The organism is Amycolatopsis cynarae, assembly GCF_026802195.1.
Lineage (GTDB): Bacteria > Actinomycetota > Actinomycetes > Mycobacteriales > Pseudonocardiaceae > Amycolatopsis_E > Amycolatopsis_E rhizosphaerae.
Genome location: NZ_CP113836.1, coordinates 5,528,817 through 5,546,319, shown reverse-complemented (window position 1 = coordinate 5,546,319; position 17,503 = coordinate 5,528,817). Strand labels below are relative to the sequence as shown.

General features: G+C 66.7%; 17 protein-coding genes and 1 tRNA gene. 8 read left to right on the top strand and 10 right to left on the bottom strand.

The annotated features are described in order from the left end of the window. Positions 1 to 228 precede the first annotated feature (228 nt). Positions 229 to 1,680, bottom strand: coding sequence for a helix-turn-helix transcriptional regulator (locus ORV05_RS26600; protein WP_268754730.1), 1,452 nt, complete (start codon positions 1,678 to 1,680; stop codon positions 229 to 231). Between the two features lie 562 nt (positions 1,681 to 2,242). Between ORV05_RS26600 and ORV05_RS26595 the strand changes: the two genes are divergently transcribed. After that, the gene (locus ORV05_RS26595) at positions 2,243 to 2,614 is read left to right on the top strand and encodes a winged helix-turn-helix domain-containing protein (protein WP_268754729.1); all 372 of its coding nucleotides are present in this window, start codon (positions 2,243 to 2,245) and stop codon (positions 2,612 to 2,614) included. A gap of 81 nt (positions 2,615 to 2,695) precedes the next feature. Here ORV05_RS26595 and ORV05_RS26590 read toward each other — a convergent pair whose 3' ends face one another. The 5 genes from ORV05_RS26590 to ORV05_RS26570 all read right to left on the bottom strand — a co-directional run bounded on the left by ORV05_RS26590 (position 2,696) and on the right by ORV05_RS26570 (position 6,456). Beyond that, on the bottom strand, positions 2,696 to 4,393 hold the full coding sequence (locus tag ORV05_RS26590) for a hypothetical protein (protein WP_268754728.1): 1,698 nt from the start codon (positions 4,391 to 4,393) through the stop codon (positions 2,696 to 2,698). Positions 4,394 to 4,731: 338 nt separating this feature from the next. Continuing rightward, on the bottom strand, positions 4,732 to 5,466 hold the full coding sequence (locus ORV05_RS26585) for a hypothetical protein (protein ID WP_268754727.1): 735 nt from the start codon (positions 5,464 to 5,466) through the stop codon (positions 4,732 to 4,734). Further along, positions 5,463 to 5,789: a hypothetical protein gene (locus tag ORV05_RS26580; RefSeq protein ID WP_268754726.1), complete on the bottom strand. Its 327-nt coding sequence runs from the start codon at positions 5,787 to 5,789 to the stop codon at positions 5,463 to 5,465. The genes ORV05_RS26585 and ORV05_RS26580 overlap by 4 nt, the downstream gene beginning before the upstream one ends. Next, on the bottom strand, positions 5,786 to 6,151 hold the full coding sequence (locus ORV05_RS26575) for a WhiB family transcriptional regulator (protein ID WP_268754725.1): 366 nt from the start codon (positions 6,149 to 6,151) through the stop codon (positions 5,786 to 5,788). The genes ORV05_RS26580 and ORV05_RS26575 overlap by 4 nt, the downstream gene beginning before the upstream one ends. Beyond that, positions 6,148 to 6,456, bottom strand: a complete 309-nt coding sequence (locus tag ORV05_RS26570; RefSeq protein WP_268754724.1) for a helix-turn-helix domain-containing protein — start codon at positions 6,454 to 6,456, stop codon at positions 6,148 to 6,150. Before ORV05_RS26570 ends, ORV05_RS26575 begins: the two co-directional genes overlap by 4 nt. 286 nt (positions 6,457 to 6,742) lie before the next feature. Between ORV05_RS26570 and ORV05_RS26565 the strand changes: the two genes are divergently transcribed. The 4 genes from ORV05_RS26565 to ORV05_RS26550 all read left to right on the top strand — a co-directional run bounded on the left by ORV05_RS26565 (position 6,743) and on the right by ORV05_RS26550 (position 9,748). Next, positions 6,743 to 7,156 carry a helix-turn-helix domain-containing protein gene (locus ORV05_RS26565; RefSeq protein WP_268754723.1) on the top strand — a complete coding sequence of 138 codons (414 nt, stop codon included), beginning with the start codon at positions 6,743 to 6,745 and terminating at the stop codon, positions 7,154 to 7,156. Continuing rightward, positions 7,156 to 8,754, top strand: a complete 1,599-nt coding sequence (locus ORV05_RS26560) for a transcriptional regulator (RefSeq protein ID WP_268754722.1) — start codon at positions 7,156 to 7,158, stop codon at positions 8,752 to 8,754. Before ORV05_RS26565 ends, ORV05_RS26560 begins: the two co-directional genes overlap by 1 nt. Continuing rightward, a complete protein-coding gene (locus tag ORV05_RS26555; RefSeq protein ID WP_268754721.1) occupies positions 8,751 to 9,104 on the top strand; it encodes a signal peptidase I in 354 nt (117 codons plus the stop codon). The genes ORV05_RS26560 and ORV05_RS26555 overlap by 4 nt, the downstream gene beginning before the upstream one ends. A gap of 74 nt (positions 9,105 to 9,178) precedes the next feature. Then, complete coding sequence (locus tag ORV05_RS26550) at positions 9,179 to 9,748, top strand: hypothetical protein (RefSeq protein ID WP_268754720.1); 570 nt, start codon at positions 9,179 to 9,181, stop codon at positions 9,746 to 9,748. Positions 9,749 to 9,801: 53 nt separating this feature from the next. Here ORV05_RS26550 and ORV05_RS26545 read toward each other — a convergent pair whose 3' ends face one another. Together ORV05_RS26545 and ORV05_RS26540 are read right to left on the bottom strand one after the other, a co-directional pair. Continuing rightward, positions 9,802 to 11,346 carry a tyrosine-type recombinase/integrase gene (locus ORV05_RS26545; protein WP_268754719.1) on the bottom strand — a complete coding sequence of 515 codons (1,545 nt, stop codon included), beginning with the start codon at positions 11,344 to 11,346 and terminating at the stop codon, positions 9,802 to 9,804. Between the two features lie 81 nt (positions 11,347 to 11,427). Next, a tRNA-Arg gene (locus tag ORV05_RS26540) sits at positions 11,428 to 11,500 on the bottom strand. 146 nt (positions 11,501 to 11,646) lie between these two features. Between ORV05_RS26540 and ORV05_RS26535 the strand changes: the two genes are divergently transcribed. After that, the gene (locus ORV05_RS26535; protein ID WP_268754718.1) at positions 11,647 to 12,555 is read left to right on the top strand and encodes a cation diffusion facilitator family transporter; all 909 of its coding nucleotides are present in this window, start codon (positions 11,647 to 11,649) and stop codon (positions 12,553 to 12,555) included. Between the two features lie 199 nt (positions 12,556 to 12,754). Here ORV05_RS26535 and ORV05_RS26530 read toward each other — a convergent pair whose 3' ends face one another. Continuing rightward, complete coding sequence (locus ORV05_RS26530) at positions 12,755 to 13,480, bottom strand: DUF305 domain-containing protein (RefSeq protein ID WP_268754717.1); 726 nt, start codon at positions 13,478 to 13,480, stop codon at positions 12,755 to 12,757. 3 nt (positions 13,481 to 13,483) lie between these two features. After that, positions 13,484 to 14,299, bottom strand: a complete 816-nt coding sequence (locus tag ORV05_RS26525; RefSeq protein WP_268754716.1) for a DUF3105 domain-containing protein — start codon at positions 14,297 to 14,299, stop codon at positions 13,484 to 13,486. Positions 14,300 to 14,404: 105 nt separating this feature from the next. Between ORV05_RS26525 and argS the strand changes: the two genes are divergently transcribed. Continuing rightward, positions 14,405 to 16,060 (top strand): arginine--tRNA ligase, encoded by a 1,656-nt coding sequence (argS, locus tag ORV05_RS26520; RefSeq protein WP_268754715.1) that lies wholly within the window; start codon positions 14,405 to 14,407, stop codon positions 16,058 to 16,060. Between the two features lie 6 nt (positions 16,061 to 16,066). Then, entirely contained in the window at positions 16,067 to 17,500 is a 1,434-nt protein-coding gene (gene lysA / locus ORV05_RS26515) for a diaminopimelate decarboxylase (RefSeq protein ID WP_268754714.1), read from the top strand. Positions 17,501 to 17,503: the final 3 nt, after the last annotated feature.

Here is a 17,503-nt window from a genome sequence, read left to right as displayed (position 1 = left end):
GAGTAGTGACGTCACCCTACGGCCGACGTCCGATTCGGCGGCAAGCCTGCTGAGCTGGCTGGCTAGCGCCAAGTATAGGCTCAATAGGAGAATGTAGCCGGATGCGAGCGGGGTGCGGAGATCTCGCAGGGCGGGCAGTAAGTTCAATAACATAGCTGCCCCCAACCCCGGATCCACTCTCTCCAAAAAACGATGATGGAAATGATGTCACTCCATTTCTGCATAAAGTCAATACTGGTATATCTGGCTCTGCAAGCCTCGCATTAACCCGAAAATTCCTTCGTTGCACCAATTCGAGGCTGAGGCCAGCGAATGTAAGAATTTTACATCTGTGTTGGTTATAATTCTTAACCCCTTTGTTTCCCAGTTGGCTTCAAGGTTTCCGCCGAACCTGGGCCAGAATTCTGGTTCGCTTACCGTTATCGCGCAGGAAATCTCGTAGTTTCCGTTGACCAGGTTCAAACCTAATCCGCTGCACGTGGTCCGCAAGCGGTCTTCTTTGGAAGTCAGCCATTTCATAGGAGCCGACATTCGACTGGGGTGCATGGGCAATGCCGTCCGCGACAACTTAATTGTGGTATCGAGATCATCGCGACCGAACAATTCTTCTTCTAGTTCGCGCAGAAGTGAGCTGAGAATGGAAGTGTCCGAATGATAGTCATTCAAGGGCTGATGGAAACCTTTGGGAACCACCGAAAGCTGTTCTCCGCCGTTCACAACCTGGCGTGATCGCTGTTGAATTACAAACCGTTGATCGACATCGCTAGATGAATTAGCTGTGTTTGTGATGATGAATAGGGCGAGTACGCCGCCGACACAAAGACGCTCGTCGAGAGCGACGACGGAATCGAGTGTAGGAAGGTACTGGTCGCGCAGCGGAAGGGAGCCGGGTTGGATTGCTCGGCCCTTGGCCAGGGCATCGAGGAGTTCCCCTTCGAGGAGGTCCATCGTCAGTGCGTACTCAAGAAACGGGGTCAGTGCGACGGTGCCACTGATCGAGCCTTCTCGTAGCCCGATGTTCAGCAGACGGTAGACCGGCTGGTCTGTGAGGCGGATGCCGAGCGCTTCCGCTTCGGCGAGACGTCGAACCGCCCGCGCCTCATCGATCTCGATCGGCGGGAGCGTGCTCGTGGTCGTCAGTCGAAGCCGGTCCCGGTCCGGAGCCAGAGGGATGTCGAGGTTGAGCCACTCCGGGCGAGTGAGGATGCTTGTCTCGAATTCCTGGCCGTCCAAGCGGGCCGTATAGGTCTCGTACGGCGAGTTGTCGACGTCGTAGTAGACCTTCAGCGCGCGGGCCATGTCGCTCCGCTTGACCCGGGCGCGCCGCGCCTGCCGGGCCTGGAACTCGTCGCCCGCCCTGTCCAGCACGGCGATGACTTCCCGCCGGGCGGTCCCGAACTTCCTGCCGAGCCTGTCGTCAAGCCAGATGCAGGCCGCGTCGATGTCCGGGCTAAGTTCACGTCGGGACGTGTCAGGGCCGTCGAGGAGTTCGGCGAGCCGAGCTGGTGTCTGCTGTAGTAGTCGGGCGAGCTTCGGCCGGAGGTAGGGGAGGGGTGCGTACTCGCCAGCCTCCCAGCGGATGACGGTCGAGCGGTCGATGTTCAGGGCGGCGGCAAGGTTCTCCTGGGTGTAGCCAGCCGCTTTCCGGGCGGCTGCGAGGCCGGTGCGCCTGATAGCCATGTGTTGTCTCCCCAGTCTGGCTCAGTGTCCGCCACTGTAGCGGGCGGCCGCACTGTTTGCCCAGGTAAAAGGCGGGACTGCAACATTTCTCCGACGAAAGTCCGACGTTCCTGCTCTGTGCCAGGTGAGCCGTTTCCGTTTGGGTCTTGTCCCGAGAGATGTGCGGTTGGACTCGGTAGGGCGGGGTGGTTAGCGATGGCAGTCCGGGTGCTGCTGGTACGTCCAGCGGCCGGAACGGTTGGCGAGCGTGCGCGGGTGGTGCACGTCGTGACTGCAGCGGCAGAGGCGGGGCGATTGAAGGCTTGCTGCGGAGCGGAGTTCGCGCCGGGCGAGGTGGAGTTGCTTGGCCAGGTGACCGGGATGCCGTGCGAGTCGTGCCTACGGCAGGCGCCGACGCCCGAGCCGCCTGCGCCGCGCCTGCCAGCGCAAGACGTCCTCGCCAGGTTGGCGGCTGCTGAGGCAGCCGTGGAGCGGCTGGCCGCGGAAGTCGAGGCGCTGAGCGGGCAACTGTCCCGTGCCCTCCGAGTCCTGAACGCGAGCGAAACAGAGAAGGGGAGTTCTGATGTCCGTTGACATTCACAAGGGCGGCGAGCGTGGGCCGGTCTTCGATCCGGGTAGCAACCCGATCGGCGGCTATGTCTACGAGCAGTTGGCCGATCACCTTGCCGACCTGATCGCGCGGGGCGTCCTTCGTCCGTATACGGCTTTGCCCTCCGAGCGGCGGCTTGCGGAGGAGTACGGGGTGTCGCTCGGGACGGCGCGGCACGCGACGAAGCTGCTGCGCGAGCGTGGCTTGCTGGTCACAGTGCGCTCGAAGGGCACCTACATTGCGCCGCCCCTGGATGGGGAGGGAACGGGCGAGGGGGCTGCCAAACCCGTCCAGGAGGCCGTTTTGTCGATGTCCGCAGACCTCGAAACCGCTTCCCTGACCTGACTTTGCGCAGGTCATCGCGGGGAAGCGCATAAGAGAAGGGCGTGGGGAGAACTCCCCACGCCCTTCGTGCTTCCCTCCGGATCACCCTCGGCTCGCGAGGGCCGCTGCGACGTCTTCGGCGCGGACGACCTGGAATCCGCCCGACTTGCGCGGGCCGAAGCTGTGGGCGGCCAGCATCCCCTTGAGATCCGAGAAGGTCCAGCGCTCGTACTCGCCCGGGTTCAGCTCGGCCAGCCGCGCGAGTACCACCCGAGTCGGCACCCGGTGTTCGCCCCGCATGACCCGCGCGACGTCCGCGAGGTGATCGACCGGTGCGGGTTCGATCTCCGCCGGTGCGATCGCCCGCCCGGCCTCATTGACGAGCGCGACAGCGCGTTCGATGACCGGTGTCACCATGTCGACTCCATCTTCGAACGGGACGTAGAACGTGCGTATCAGCTCGAAGCTCGCGTCGGTGACGCCCACAGCCACACAGGTGCCCCGGTCGGTCTTCATCCGCAGGTCGGTCGCTCGGATACCGGCCCGGTACTTGCCCGAACCCAGTAGCCCGTCGTTGGCGATTTGGTCGGCCACGGAGAACGCCACGCCGCACGAGACGTTCCGAGTGACCTCACGTGGGATCGAATCCTTGGTTGGGGACTGTGTGGCCAGCAGCAGGACGATGCCGTACTTCCGGCCGCGCTTGATCAGCCGCACCGCGAGTTCCGCGGCCCGCTTGCCGAACTTGGGGTGCTGGAACAGTTCGTGGCACTCGTCGATGGCACACACCAAGGGGTGCAAGCCAAGCTCGGGCCGATCGGCCAGCTTGCGAGACACCTTCGGTGGTTGACCGGGTTGGGAGCCGAGCACCTTGCCCCGACGCTCCATCTCGGCCAGTAGCTCTTCCAGCGCTTTGACGGCCGCCTCTGCCACGGCATCGTCCATGCCCATCCGGTAGCGGGCAAGCCGTGGCCGGAACGGTTCGAAGTCCGGAGACTCGCCCATCACGAACACCCACAGTTCGGCAGTGGGGTCGAGCGTCGCGCCCAGCAGCAGCGTTCGCAGGGCGGACGACTTGCCCTGTCCCGGCCTGCCACCGACGAGCCAGTTCGCCTCGATCAGTGGCGCGTTGACGATCACGCCGCGCTGGGTGAGCCCGAACGGCACGCCGTCGAACACATCGACCTGACCGTCATGCTGCAACGGCCACACTCCGGCCTTGCTGGCCAGGACACCCTTGTCCGCCACCCACAGGTCCAGCACGCCGGCCTCGTCACCCTCGGTGGGCCAGGTTTCCAGCTTCGCCCGGCCAAGGTTGGCCGCAAGCTTGTCCCGCCGGTCGGCCACCATGTCGGCCGTCGTGCCGAGCGGCAACCGAACCTGCACAAAGGTGCCCTTGCCGTCACGGCGTGCCGGAACGCTGTAGTGCAGCTCGCCCCCGTTCTTGAAGAAGGCGTTCAGCGGAGCGATACCCAGGTGAGCCAGCGCCTTGGACACCATCCGCTCATCGACCCACGAGTCCGCGTCATCGCGGTCCGGCCGAGTCAGCCAACCCGCGCCGGAATCCTTGTTCCGCCCTTCCCACGCGGCCGCAACGAACCAGCCGATCGGCGCGACGGCCAAGAGAATCCAAGCGAGCGTCAGTAGCACCTGCCCGGTCACCTCGATGGCATGCAGCAGTCCGGCGAGCCACGGCCACATGTCCGCCCGCGCCATCCATGAATCCACGCACCACAGCACGAGCGCCACAGGACCCACGAACGCGGCCGTGACCACGCAACGGTGGAGCACGATCGCCACCCGACCCCACCGGGCCTTCGCGTCCGAGCGGATCAACTCCTGAGCCCTACGCCGAGCCTCCGCGTCGCCCGCCAGGCGCGCCGCGCGGGCATCCGCCCGCAGGTCTCCATAGGTCGCCCACGTCCACGCCTTGGCCGCCCAGCGCCCGTGACCCCGGATCACGAACCACACGAGCCGAGCGAGGTCACGAGGTAGCTTCCGCACTCGGTACGCGGCCACCAACCGGGCTCGTGCCACCCAAGCCCTGCGGACCCTGGCACGGTCCTGGCTGGGTTCGTCGTTCACGAACTCCGCGTCGAACACCTTCCGTTCCAGCTCCCGGCCGTTCATGGAAGCGTTCATGGCCTGCCCCCACTCTCGGCGATCTCAGCGGCGAGGGCGGCGGCCAGCCGCGACGACAGGCCGCGCGAACACCCCGTGGCCTCTCGCACCCACGCCGGGGTGACCTCGATGCCCGGCGCCCACGCCTCCCGTGCATCTGCCAGGAAGTCACTGAAGAGACGGCGACCACGGGCCACACGGGGGCGAGGCTTGGCCGCTTCCACAGCCTTGGGCTGTTCCTCCGTCGTCTCCGTGAACGCAGCGGCGGCCGCTTCGGCGAGCTTGTCCCGGAGATCGGTGACCGCTTCGGCGGCCGTGAACACCAACAGCGGGGGAACCGAGTGCAGCACGATGCCCGACCACGAACCGGCAGCGAACGACGCCCAGGTGTTCATGACGTAGGTGGCGCCGAGCGTGAACCACTTCGCCCGCCGCACCCACGGTCCGGTCCGGATGCGGTAGCGCGCGGTCAACTGCTCGGCCCGCAGGATCGCCACCAGCACGAGCGACACCGTGGGATCGAGCAGCCACGCCGCCAGCCACGGCAGCGACCACACGGCCGCCCCAGCAGCGGCGAAGTGCTGCACGTTGGTCATCGTGAACGCCAGCCCCAGCGTGATCCCGGTCCAGCACAACCGGTCGACCTGCTTGCGCACCTGCTCCACTCGCAGGGCGACCGCATCCGGACCGTTGGCGGGGACGGCGGGTGGCCGCCCGAAGGCGGCCACCCCTTTCCCAACGCTCCCGCTCATCGCCGACCACCCCGGGGAGGGACGAACGCCGTCACGGTCAGCGCCCTCGTCAGGGCGTGCGCCGCGAACAGCGCCGGAAGGCCCAGCACCCCGAGCATCAGCCCATGGTTGTCGACAGCCTTCGTGACCACGATCCATTGCACGCCAACGATCAGCGCCGCCGTGAACACCACCCGGCCGAACAGCGACAGCAGCCGAGCACCGCCGACAGCCGCTTCCGCCCTCCGCCGATTCCGACGAACACGGCCACGCCAGAGCACCAACGGCAGGAGCAGGCACCCCATGCCGAGCAACAGTTGCGCCGGAGTCAGAGCGATGTTCATTCCTGCTCACCTCCTTCTCGGTCCTCGCGGCGAGCCAGCCACACCGGGTACAGAGCCCGACGGTCCTCTTCGGACAGCGCACCCCACACCCCCAGCGTGAACAGCCCGGCCGTTCGCAACTCCAGTTCCAGGCAGGGCAGCCGTACCGGGCAGTCCGCGCAGATCCCCGCGGCCAGTTGCCGGTCAGTGCGGTCGTCGCACGACCATTCCGGCACCGTGCCGTTCGTGTAGAGCCACATGCAGGCGCCGTCGCGGTTGACGATGTCGGTCAGGACGTCGTCCGGAACCTGCTCGTAGCGGTCAAGCTCTGTAGCGAGCGACTTCAGGTAGTCCTCGAAGCTCTCGAAGTCCTCCGGGGTCACCACAGGTCACCCCCGCCGATCCGAGCAGCCTCGCGAGCGGTCCGCCGAGCCGCCGCGATGCGGGCCGGGTCCACGACGCTCCCGGTCGCCTCCGCCTCGGCCAGCAGCCGATCGAGTGCGGCGGCGGGAACTACGTAGCGAGAGCGGAGCCGAATCGCCGGGAAGTCACCCTCGCGAATGATTCGGTAGAGCGTTGAAGCTCCCACTCGCAGCAATTCTGCTGCCTCTCGAACTGTGTAGAAAGCCGGGCGAGAACTGATTTTCGAAGTTGCCTCGTTGTGAGGCGTTCGGTGGTTGTTTTCCATGCCTTCGATTCAAGGAAAAATCGAAGCTGTCAACCATGCACGTCCAGTGCAGATCAAATGCAAAACTAGTGCAGAACCAGCGCGGTTCGTTGATTCTCGGCGCTATTCTCGAGGCCGGCACCTGGCTTGGAGCGTCTTCTCGGCCGGTTGCGACTGTCGACAATTTCATCGATTCTGCAATGAAATCATCGATTGTAAGTGATCTTCCGTCCGGTCGAGCTGGTGTCGCCACCCAAGGTCAGGCGAATCCGCTAACGTCGGCCCGGAACGGTGGTGGAGGAGCTGGGTGGCAGAGGACTGGGCTGCGGTCGCAAGGGCCATTAATGAGCGCGTGAAAGAGCTCGGCTGGCGTCAGCGAGAACTCGCGGAACGTTCACACGTCTCGTCCGCGATAGTTCGCGAGATCCAGCGCAACACGGTCAATCGCAAGCGAAGCCCTCGCACGCTGGAATCCCTATCCGTTGCCCTTGGATGGCATCCGCAGCACCTCGAAGCCGTGCTGAACGGCCGCAAGCCACCGAAGCCAGAAGACGGTCCAAGCAAGCAAGAGATGGAATTCTCGGCGCGGTTGGATGCTCTGGAACGTCGACTGGATTCCATTACAGATCGATTGGACGACATGAAGGCCGACCTCGCGATGGTGGTCGACTACATCCGTTCCGAAGTCCAGGCCCGTGCCACTGAGCGGAGGCGTTCCTGATGGCGGTGGAACCGTGGACCGGGCGCACCGCGTGCGCTCTCCAGAAGGCGATGCGGCTCAGCAACGAACTCTTCGCCGAACGTCTCGGCATCGGAGTCCGCACGGTCGCAGGCTGGCACCAGAAGCCGAGCCTCACGCCCAAGTCCGAGATGCAACAACTTCTCGACACCGCCTACGAGCAAGCCTCGGCTGCTGTGCGGGCACGCTTCGCCGAAGTTGTCGGTGAGCAACCAAGCGCGCCGGCCGAACCAGCACTCGACAGCGCTGCAGCCGAGCAGGCCAGGGCCGCCGCCGAGCAACGCCTCAGCGCTGACCCGCACCTGGGCGCCGCGCTCGAATGGCTGGACGAGCACGCCGGGTGGGAGCCTGGCATAAGCCGTCGCAAGGTCGCGGCCCGGCTCGCCACCGTCGATGCCCAGGCGCTGCGTGACCGCGGAGTCCTGCGCGGGAAGGTGAGCCAGCGTCAGGTCACGCAGGCACTGACTGACTACTACGGCACCGACCTGGCCGGACATGGCCTCTACTCCGCCAGATACGGCGAGAGCGGTCAAGCACTGACGAGCATCCTCACCCGGCCAGAATGGCTCGATCTCGGAAGCCATCTCAGAACCGAGGCCGACCGGCTCAAGCTCGGGCAAGGCGCGACCGACGCACCGACACGGCTCGACGGACACGCGACCGATGCGGCCGTTCGGAGGCTCGCCGAGACGCTCGAACTCGGCACGAGACTCGTCAATATGCCGCTGTATCGGCTCCGCACGCTCGACATCGAACGGCCGAACCTGGGCGGCACGCTCGGCATTGCCCCGTTCGTGCACTACGCGCTCACCATGGACCTCCTCGAAGGCGAGCTGCTGGACGCGCTCGCCTCCGGCGCCCCGACGACTCCCGGACAGCTACCCCTACGAGACCAGTACCTTCCGGACCTTGCTGCGGTCACGGCTCTAGACGACCGGCTCTGCGCGGGAGGCGCCCTCGCGCTCTGTGCGATCGCTCGGCCGTCCGGCTGGCACGGTCCCGCCGATTACGTCCTTCTCGTGCAACAGCGCTCCGGGAACGTCCTCAACGCGAACCGCCAGCTTGCCGTCATCCCGAAGGGCTTCCATCAGCCGGTCACCGACCTCCGCGCAGACACCCCCGTCGGAGCGACCCTGCTGCGCGAGATGGAAGAAGAACTGTTCGGCCGAGACGACATCGACAACACCATCGGTGATCAGCGCAGCGCCGACCCGATGCACCCCAGCCGGTTGTCCGAACCGATGCAATGGCTCATGACGCGCCCGTTCGGCCAGCGATTGTGGCTGGAATGTACCGGATTCGGTCTCAACCTGGTAAGCGGCAACTACGAATTCGCCAGCCTCATCGTCATCCAGGACGAGGAATTCTGGGACCGTTACGGCGGCCAGATCGAAGCCAACTGGGAATCATCCAACCTGCGCCGCTACTCCACCCTCGATCCCGAGCTACTGACCGAACTTCTCGACGATGTAACCTGGAGCAACGAAGGGCTGTTCGCCATCCTGCAAGGAATCCGTACCCTCGCGGAGATCGGCGGACAGCGAGTGAACCTGCCGTCCGTCGAGTGGGAGTTGAAGTGACCGAACGCTGGCACACCGGGAACGCAGCGGAGGACGGCGCGGACACCCGCGGCTGGTTTGTTGGTCACTTCATCGACCCATCGAAAGGTGTCCTTTCGACAAAGGATGTTGAAGTAAAGTGGGCAACGCATCCTAAGGGCGATTGTCGTCCCGACTGGACTTCGGATGACCAGCGAACGACCCTGGTCATGCTTATTAGTGGTCTTTTTCGTGTTGAGTCGACTGATGGTGAAGCGACTTTCGCGAGGCAGGGCGACTATGCCATGTGGGGCCCAGGAGTGGACCACTCCTGGGAAGCTCTCGAAGATTCCGTCGTGTTGACCGTTCGCTGGCCTTCATCCCGCTATTGAACTTGAAGGTGTGATGTCGGGGCGGCTGGCCGGGCCCCAGGCTGAAGTGCAGATCTACCGGCTGGAGGATGATCATGGCAACGGACGTCTGGGGCGTCTTGGAGGAGAAGCAGCGTCTCTCGTGGACGTTCACGCCCTTCGAATGCGTCGGGCCGCTGAAGTTTGGGATGACGCATGAGCAGGCGCAGGCGGCACTTGATGGCGTCCTGCGGACCGCTCTTCGGGAGGGTTCCGCCGGGGCCGAGGGGCGGGCTGACTTCTGGCTTGAGCAGCGATCTCATGCGGGGTTTTCCGGACCGGCGGTAACTGTGTACTACGACCAGTCGATCGGCCTGGCGGGCATTGCGGTCAACGCGCTGCGTGGCCCCCAGGTGGCCCTGGACGGGATAGGACTCGTGGGGCAGGTGCCGTCACGTCTGGAGGATCGGTTCGCCGACTACCTCGAGACGCATGACAAGGAACTTCGGTACTCGCAGTGCGCCGACCCGTGTTCGGCGCAGCTTGGCCTCGTGCTTCGGGTCCAGCGGGCTGGCGACCTCGTACTGAGTCGCCCGGTAATGGTGGCCGGAGCATGGGCCGATCGTTGCTGGGACGCAACAGAGGGCAGCATCCCCTGGCAGGAGTGGAAGACTTTCGAGTGGTAAGGGCCTTGGTAGGCATGCCGCCAATGCCTACCAGGGCCCTACCTTCCCCGCCGTCACGCTGAATGGATGTCGATCACGGTCGCTGTCGTAGGGCTGGCAACGATTGCTCGTTTACCGCGGCTGGCGGTTACCAACCCCTCGTCTTTCAACTGGGTAATCGCCCGGTGTGCGGTCCCGATACCGACGTGATAACGGTTGGCCAGCTCCGCGACCGGCGGCAAAGGGTCGCCAATCCGGAGGATGCCAGCGGTGATCGCGCCTCGCAGATCGGCGGCGATCTTCTGGTATGGGTTCGTCGCCTCAGGCTCCAGCGTCGACTGAGGGTTGCCCTGCACGTCAATCGTGATAGGCGCCTGTGGCATGCGACCGGTGATCCTGCCTGCTGCCTTCTGGTCGGCCTCGGCAACCCACGCCGAGTAAACCTTGAGCGTCGTCGTCCCGCCATCGGAGTGCCCAAGGCGGCCTGCGACGGTGCGGACGTCCACTCCGGCCGCGATCAGTTCGGTTGCCGAATAGTGGCGCAGTTGGTGGATGTTCATGTCCAAGCCAAGCGACCGGCACATACGGCGATACCGCTGTGTGACGGAACTCGGCTTGTGCCAGGTCGAGTGATCGGCCGAAGGGGAAAACAGGCGGCCGTCCTTGGCTATCGTGGCGCCGAGCGAGCGGGCTTGGGCCTCGCAATGCAGCCGGTAGGCGCGGAGTAGGCCAACGGTTTCCGGGTCCAGTGTGATGCGGCGCTGCTGGTGACTCTTGGTGTCCTTCTCCCAGGTTCGCGGTCCGTCCTGAGCGATGTTTGTGCGAATCCGAAGGGTGGCGTTGTCCAGGTCGAGCCAGTCCCACCGAAGCGCGCAGAGTTCGCCTCGGCGTGCCCCGGTCGTCATAGCGAGCCAGACCAGCATTCCCCAGGCGAGATCCTTGAACGCCTTGTTAACGATCACGGTCGCCTCTTCGGGTGTGGGCGGCTTCGGATCGGGGGTCGGGCGCTTCGGCGGGTGGGCCTGGTCGAGGGGGTTTACCGTGATCCACTGCCAGCGGACGGCGGCTTTCAGAGCTCCGCTGAGGCAGGTGTGGATCTTTCGGACGGAGGCCAGCGAAAGCGGCTTGCACGTGTGTGCTCGGCACCTGTTAGTGCACTTGTGTTCGCCCTTCGTCCGATGCTCCACGAACGAGCGGCCACCGCAGTGGCTCCGGCAGGTTCGGAGCGTCTTGTAGAACGAGTCGAACGTCTCGCCATTCAGCTTCGCGAGAGCGACGTTGCCAAGGAGTGGCTTGATGTGCTTCTCGATCGCGATCTTGTAGCGGGTGCGCGTGGTGACATCGACGTCCAGGTACTCCAGGTACCGGTCCAAGAGTTGGTTGACCGTGGCGCGAGTCCGAGGGTTGCGACGCTCGTTCACCTGGTTCAAGAACCGAACGAGAACCTTCTCGGCTTCCTCCTCGGCCTTCGGGCCGGGAGGGATGGTTTCGCGGAGATAGTGCCGTTTGCCGCTCAGCGGGTCGACACCGGCATAGAGCTTGACGCGCAGCGCGCCGCTCGGGAGTTGCTCGATCTCGCCTCGTTGGCGCCCCTGGCGCCGTCCCCCAGTGCTTGGCATGGTGCGAGAGTAACCGAACTCGCACCACGTACGGCACCACGAAAGAGACCCAAGACGGGTCGAATACGGCTCTGACCTGGGTGCCCTCGGCAGGATTCGAACCTGCGACACCTGCCTCCGGAGGGCAGTGCTCTATCCCCTGAGCTACGAGGGCCCATCGCTGGGCGACTGAGCAAAGACTAGCGCATGCTGCGGTGTGCCGATCAGGCGGCCACCCCTAAACAGGCCCGGCGTGAGCCCGCCCGCATTGCACATATGCGCATGTCGCTATATGTTTGCCGTGCGAGTGAGGAGACGTCAATGGGACACGGCCACGGGCACGGAGCGGGCAGCGCCTCCGGGCGGCACCTGCCCCGACTGGTCGCGGCGCTGGGCATCGGGTTCGCGTTCCTGGTGGCCGAAGTCGTGGTCGGGGTGCTCACCGGTTCCCTCGCGCTGATCTCCGATGCCGCGCACATGGTCACCGACGTCTTCGGGCTGGCCATGGCGGTCACCGCGATCCTGCTGGCGCGCCGGAGCGGGCCGACCTATCGCCGCACCTACGGGATGTACCGCGCCGAAGTGCTCGCGGCGCTGGCCAACGCGCTGCTGCTGTTCGGGGTGGCGGCCTACGTCCTCGCCGAGGCGATCGGGCGGCTGTCGAACCCGCCCGCGGTGCCCGGACTCCCGGTGCTGCTGACCGCCGTCGGCGGGCTGATCGCCAACGTCACGGCGTTCGCGTTGCTGCGCTCAGGGGCACAGGAGAGCCTCAACATCCGCGGCGCCTATCTCGAAGTCCTCGCCGACCTGATCGGCTCACTGGGAGTGCTCGCCAGCGGCGCGATCACCCTCACCACGGGCTGGCGCTACGCCGACCCGATCATCGGTGTCGCGATCGGGCTGTTCGTCCTGCCCCGCACGGCCGGGCTGGCCCGCCGGGCCCTGCGCATCCTGTTCCAGCACGCGCCCGTCGAGGTCGACGTCGAGCGGATCGCGTCCGAACTGGGTGCGCTGGACGGGGTACGCGACGTGCACGACCTGCACGTCTGGACGCTCACGTCCGGCATGGAGGTCGCCTCGGCGCACCTGGCGGTCGAACCGCACGCCGAGCCGGCGCGGGTGCTCGCCGAGGCCCAGAACCTGCTCGCGCACCGCCACCACATCAGCCACGCCACCCTCCAGGTCGAGCCCTACGAGTCGGCGCGGCGCTGCGAAGAACTCACCTGGTAACCCCGGCAAAGTCCGGTCCGCTCGTGCGCCTGTGTCCCACGCTGGGGCCGGTGCTGGGCGCCCTGAAGGTCGCCTTCAGGGTCATAAACGCCCTCAAGGCCACCTTGAGGGCACGGCCCTGCCGACCCTGCCGGGACCCCTCACAGCAGATACGACCGTGAGGGCCTCCCTCACGGTCGTATCTGCCGATCACCGCGTGTCAGGGCAGGGGCTGGGCGCCCCGCGCGGTGAGCATCTGCTTCATCAGGTCCATTTCGGCGCCCTGCGAGTCGAGGATGCTCTTCGTGAGTGCCTTCAGCGCGGACAGCGACGTGTGGTCGTGCGCGTACTCCGCCATCGGGGTGCCGCCTTGGTGGTGCCGCAGCATCAACTGCAGGAAGTACACGTCGAGGTCCTTCCCCGACAGCGAGCGCAGCTTCGCCAGCTCCGCGTTGGTCGCCATGCCGGGCATCGCGGCGTCACCGGACCCGGCCGCGGCGGTGGACGACGCCGCGGCCATCCCGGGCATACCGGCCATCTCGTGCCCCGAGGAGCCGGTCATCCAGCTCATGTACGGGCCGCTGGACTGTTCGGGCTGGCCCCACAGCATCAGCCAGCCCTTCATCCGGCCGACCTGTTCCAGTTGCGTGCTCTGGATGTCGAACGCGAGCTGCCGGATCTCCGGATCGGTGGTGTGGTCGCGCGCCCAGTTCGCCATGGTCACCGCCTGCAGGTGGTGCACCGACATGTCCTGCGCGAAACCGACTTCGACCGAGCCCGCCGCGGGGGTGGCCTGCGCGGACGAGTTCATCGCGCGCTGGGTGAGGAACATGCCGAACGCGGCGCCCAGCAGCAGCACGGCCAGCGCCGACGCGGCGATCACGAAGGGTCGCGAGGAACGCGAGACCGGACGGTCCGGGGTCGGCTCGTTTTCGACTTCACTCATGGGTCAGCGGGAGGTCGGGGTCGCGGGCGTGGCGGTGACGCCGTTGCCCATGTCCTGCTGGGTCCCGGTGGAGCCCTGGTAGTTCATCGGCTTGGCGTCGGGCCCGGGCGGGGCCGGGTCGAAGGCGGGCGGGTTGTCGGGGTCGAACATGCCGGCACCGAGCGCGTCGCAGGAGGCGCCGACCTCGGGGTAGGTGTTCTGGTTGGTCCGCAGGGCCGTGATGAACTCGTCGATCCGCTGGTCGTCGGCGTTGTCGACCTTGAGCTGGTGGCCCCAGGACTGCAGCGAGATCGGCTTGTCGAGCCCAGGGTAGGGCGACATCATCGTGTACTGCTTGCCCTCGACCCGCTTCTTCAGCTTGTCCAGTCCGTCCCCGGTGACCTGCGCGGGGTTGTAGGCGATCCACACCGCGCCGTGTTCGAGCGCGTGCACCATGTTCTCGGTGCGCACGGCCTTGGGGTAGACGATGCCGTTGCAGGCGGCCCAGTACCCGTCGTGCGGCCCGCCGTAGGGCGGGGTCTTGTCGTAGGCGACCCGTTCGGTGGGCAGGATGTGCACACTGCCCTTGTACTGGGTGGTCACGATTCCGGGGATCTTGAGCGAGGGGTCGGGGTTGTCCGCGGTGGGTGCCCAGGCCGCCGCCGCGCGCTTGGGGGCGGACTGCACCATGTAGTAGGTGATCACCGCGGCCGCCAGCGCCACGACGGCGACCACGGCGACGATGGTTCCCCACGGGACTCCCCGCTGGGAGACCACGGAGTTGCGGGCCGCCTTCAGGCCCTTGACGGAAGTGCCCTTTTTCTTCGTGCCGTTCGCCATGGCCCCCGCAATTCCCGGTCAGGATCGATTTGTCCAGGACGAAGTGTAAGGAGTGGGTGTCTGGTCGGCGTCAACGCCTGAGGCGCTGCCACATACACTCGCCTGGTGACTCCCGCCGTGCTCGCCGACCTCGTCCGTTCGTCCGCCGTGAAGGTACTTTCCGACCGTGGCCTCGGCCACGTCGAGCTGCCCGAACGAGTGACGATCGAGCGTCCGCGCAATCCGGAGCACGGTGATTACGCCACCAACCTGGCGCTCCAGGTGGCGAAGAAGGCCGGTCTTTCCCCGCGCGAGTTCGCGCAGGCGCTGGCCGACGAGGTCGCCCAGGACAGCGGGGTGGCCAGTGCCGAGGTCGCCGGTCCCGGTTTCCTCAACTTCCGGCTCGCCGCGGCCGCGCAGGCCGAGCCGGTGCGCCAGGTGCTCGCCGCCGGTGAGCGCTACGGCCGGGGCGACGCGCTCGCGGGCCGCAGGATCAACCTCGAGTTCGTGTCCGCGAACCCGACCGGCCCCGTGCACCTGGGCGGCACCCGGTGGGCCGCGGTCGGCGACGCGCTCGGCCGCATCCTGGCCGCCCAGGGGGCCGAGGTCACGCGCGAGTACTACTTCAACGACGCGGGCGCCCAGATCGACCGGTTCGTCAACTCGCTGATCGCGTCCGCCAAGGGCGAGCCCGCGCCCGAGGACGGTTACGCCGGTGCCTACATCTCCGACATCGCCGCCGAAGTGCTGCGCCAGCGCCCCGACGCGCTTTCGCTGCCCGAGGACGAGCGGCGCGAGGCCTTCCGCGGCATCGGCATCGAGCTGATGTTCGCCGAGATCAAGAAGTCGCTGCACGAGTTCGGCACCGATTTCGACGTCTACTTCCACGAGGGCTCGCTGCACGACAGCGGCGCCGTCGAGCGCGCGGTCGAGGAGCTGAAGAAGTCCGGCAACCTGTACGAGGCCGACGGTGCCTGGTGGCTGCGGTCGACCGAGTTCGGCGACGACAAGGACCGCGTGGTCATCAAGAGCGACGGTGCCCCGGCCTACATCGCCGGTGACATCGCCTACCTCAAGGACAAGGTCGGCCGCGGCTTCGACCTGTGCATCTACATGCTGGGCGCCGACCATCACGGCTACATCGCCCGGCTCAAGGCGGCGGCCGCCGCGATGGGCTACGACCCCGCGGTGGTCGAGGTGCTCATCGGCCAGCTGGTGAACCTGGTCAGCGACGGCAAACCGGTCCGGATGAGCAAGCGCGCGGGCACCGTGATCACCATGGAGGACCTGGTCGAGGCGGTCGGCGTGGACGCGGCCCGCTACGAGCTGACCCGGTACTCGGTGGATTCGAGCCTGGACGTCGACCTGGACCTGCTGCGCAAGCACAGCAACGACAACCCGGTCTACTACGTGCAGTACGCGCACGCGCGGCTCGCCTCGGTGCAGCGCAACGCCGCCGAACTGGGCCTCAAGCTGGACCCCGAGGCGGACCTGAGCCTGCTCACGCACCAGCGCGAGGGCGAGCTGATCCGCACCATCGGCGAGTACGGCAAGGTGGTGGAAAAGGCCGCCGAACTGCGCGAGCCGCACCGGGTCGCCCGCTACCTGGAGGGCCTGGCCAGCGCCTTCCACAAGTTCTACGACGTGGCGCGGGTGCTGCCGGAGGGCGATGCCGAGGCCACCCCGCTGACCTTCGCGCGGCTCGCGCTGTGCGAGGCCGCGCGCCAGGTGCTGGCGAACGGCCTGGCGCTGCTCGGTGTCTCCGCCCCGGAACGGATGTAAGGGATCATGGCTCACCCCGCAGGACCTCGGCACGCCGACGTCTACCCGCACGCCGACACGGCCGGGTTCCCGCCCACCACCGCCGACGAGCTCGACCGCCTCTACCCGAAGGTGTGGCCCCGTAACGCCTTCCGCGCCCCGGACGGGGTGGTGCGCATCGCCGGGGTGGACGTCCGCGAGCTCGCCGAGACCTACGGCACCCCGCTGTTCGTGGTGGACGAGGCGGACTTCAAGTCGCGCTGCGCGGAGTACGCCGAGGCCTTCGACGATCCGGCACTGGTGCACTACGCGGCCAAGGCGTTCCTGTGCACCGAGATCGCGCGCTGGGTGCAGGCGCAGGGCCTGAGCATGGACGTGGCCAGCGGGGGAGAGCTGGCCGTCGCGCTGCGCGCCGGTTTCCCGCCGCAGCGGATCACCTTCCACGGCAACAACAAGTCGGTGGCCGAGCTGGAGGCCGCGCTCGACGCGGGCGTGGGCACCGTGGTGCTCGACTCGTACTACGAGATCGCCCGGCTGGCCGAAGTCGCCGCCCGCCGCGAGGTCGTCCAGGACGTGCTGGTGCGGGTCACCGTCGGCGTCGAGGCGCACACGCACGAGTTCATCGCGACCGCCCACGAGGACCAGAAGTTCGGTTTCTCCCTCGCCGCCGGGGACGCGGCCGAGGCGGTGCGCCGGGTGCTCAACGCCCCGTCGCTGCGCCTGGTCGGCCTGCACAGCCACATCGGGTCCCAGATCTTCGACGCCGACGGGTTCGAGGTGGCCGCCCGGCGCGTGGTGGGCCTGCTCGCCGAACTGGCCAAGGAGCACGGGGAGAGCCTGCTCGAGCAGCTGTCCCTGGTGGACCTGGGCGGCGGTTTCGGCATCGCCTACACCGACCGGGACAACCCGCCCCCGCCTGCGCAGATGGTCACCCAGATCCGCGAGATCGTGCGCAAGGAATGCGAGTTCGCCGGGCTGCCGGTGCCGCGGATCGCGGGCGAGCCGGGCCGCGCGATCGCCGGTCCCGGCACGGTCACGGTGTACGAGGTCGGCACCATCAAGGACGTCTCGCTCGGCGACGACGCCAGCCGCCGCTACGTCAGCGTCGACGGCGGGATGAGCGACAACATCCGGACCGCGCTCTACGACGCCGTCTACGACTGCCGTCTGGTGTCCCGTTCCGCCGACGAGGGCGACGGGCACGCGAGCGCCGCGCTCTCGCGCGTGGTGGGCAAGCACTGCGAGTCCGGCGACATCGTGGTCCGTGACTGCTGGCTGCCCGACTCCCTCGCCCCCGGCGACCTGCTCGCGCTGGCCGCGACCGGGGCGTACTGCTATTCGATGGCCAGTAACTACAACCGGCAGCCGCGTCCGGCGGTCGTGGCGGTGCGCAACGGCAGCGCTCGGTTGCTGCTGCGCCGCGAGACCATCGACGACATGCTGCACCTGGAGGTGTCTTGACCT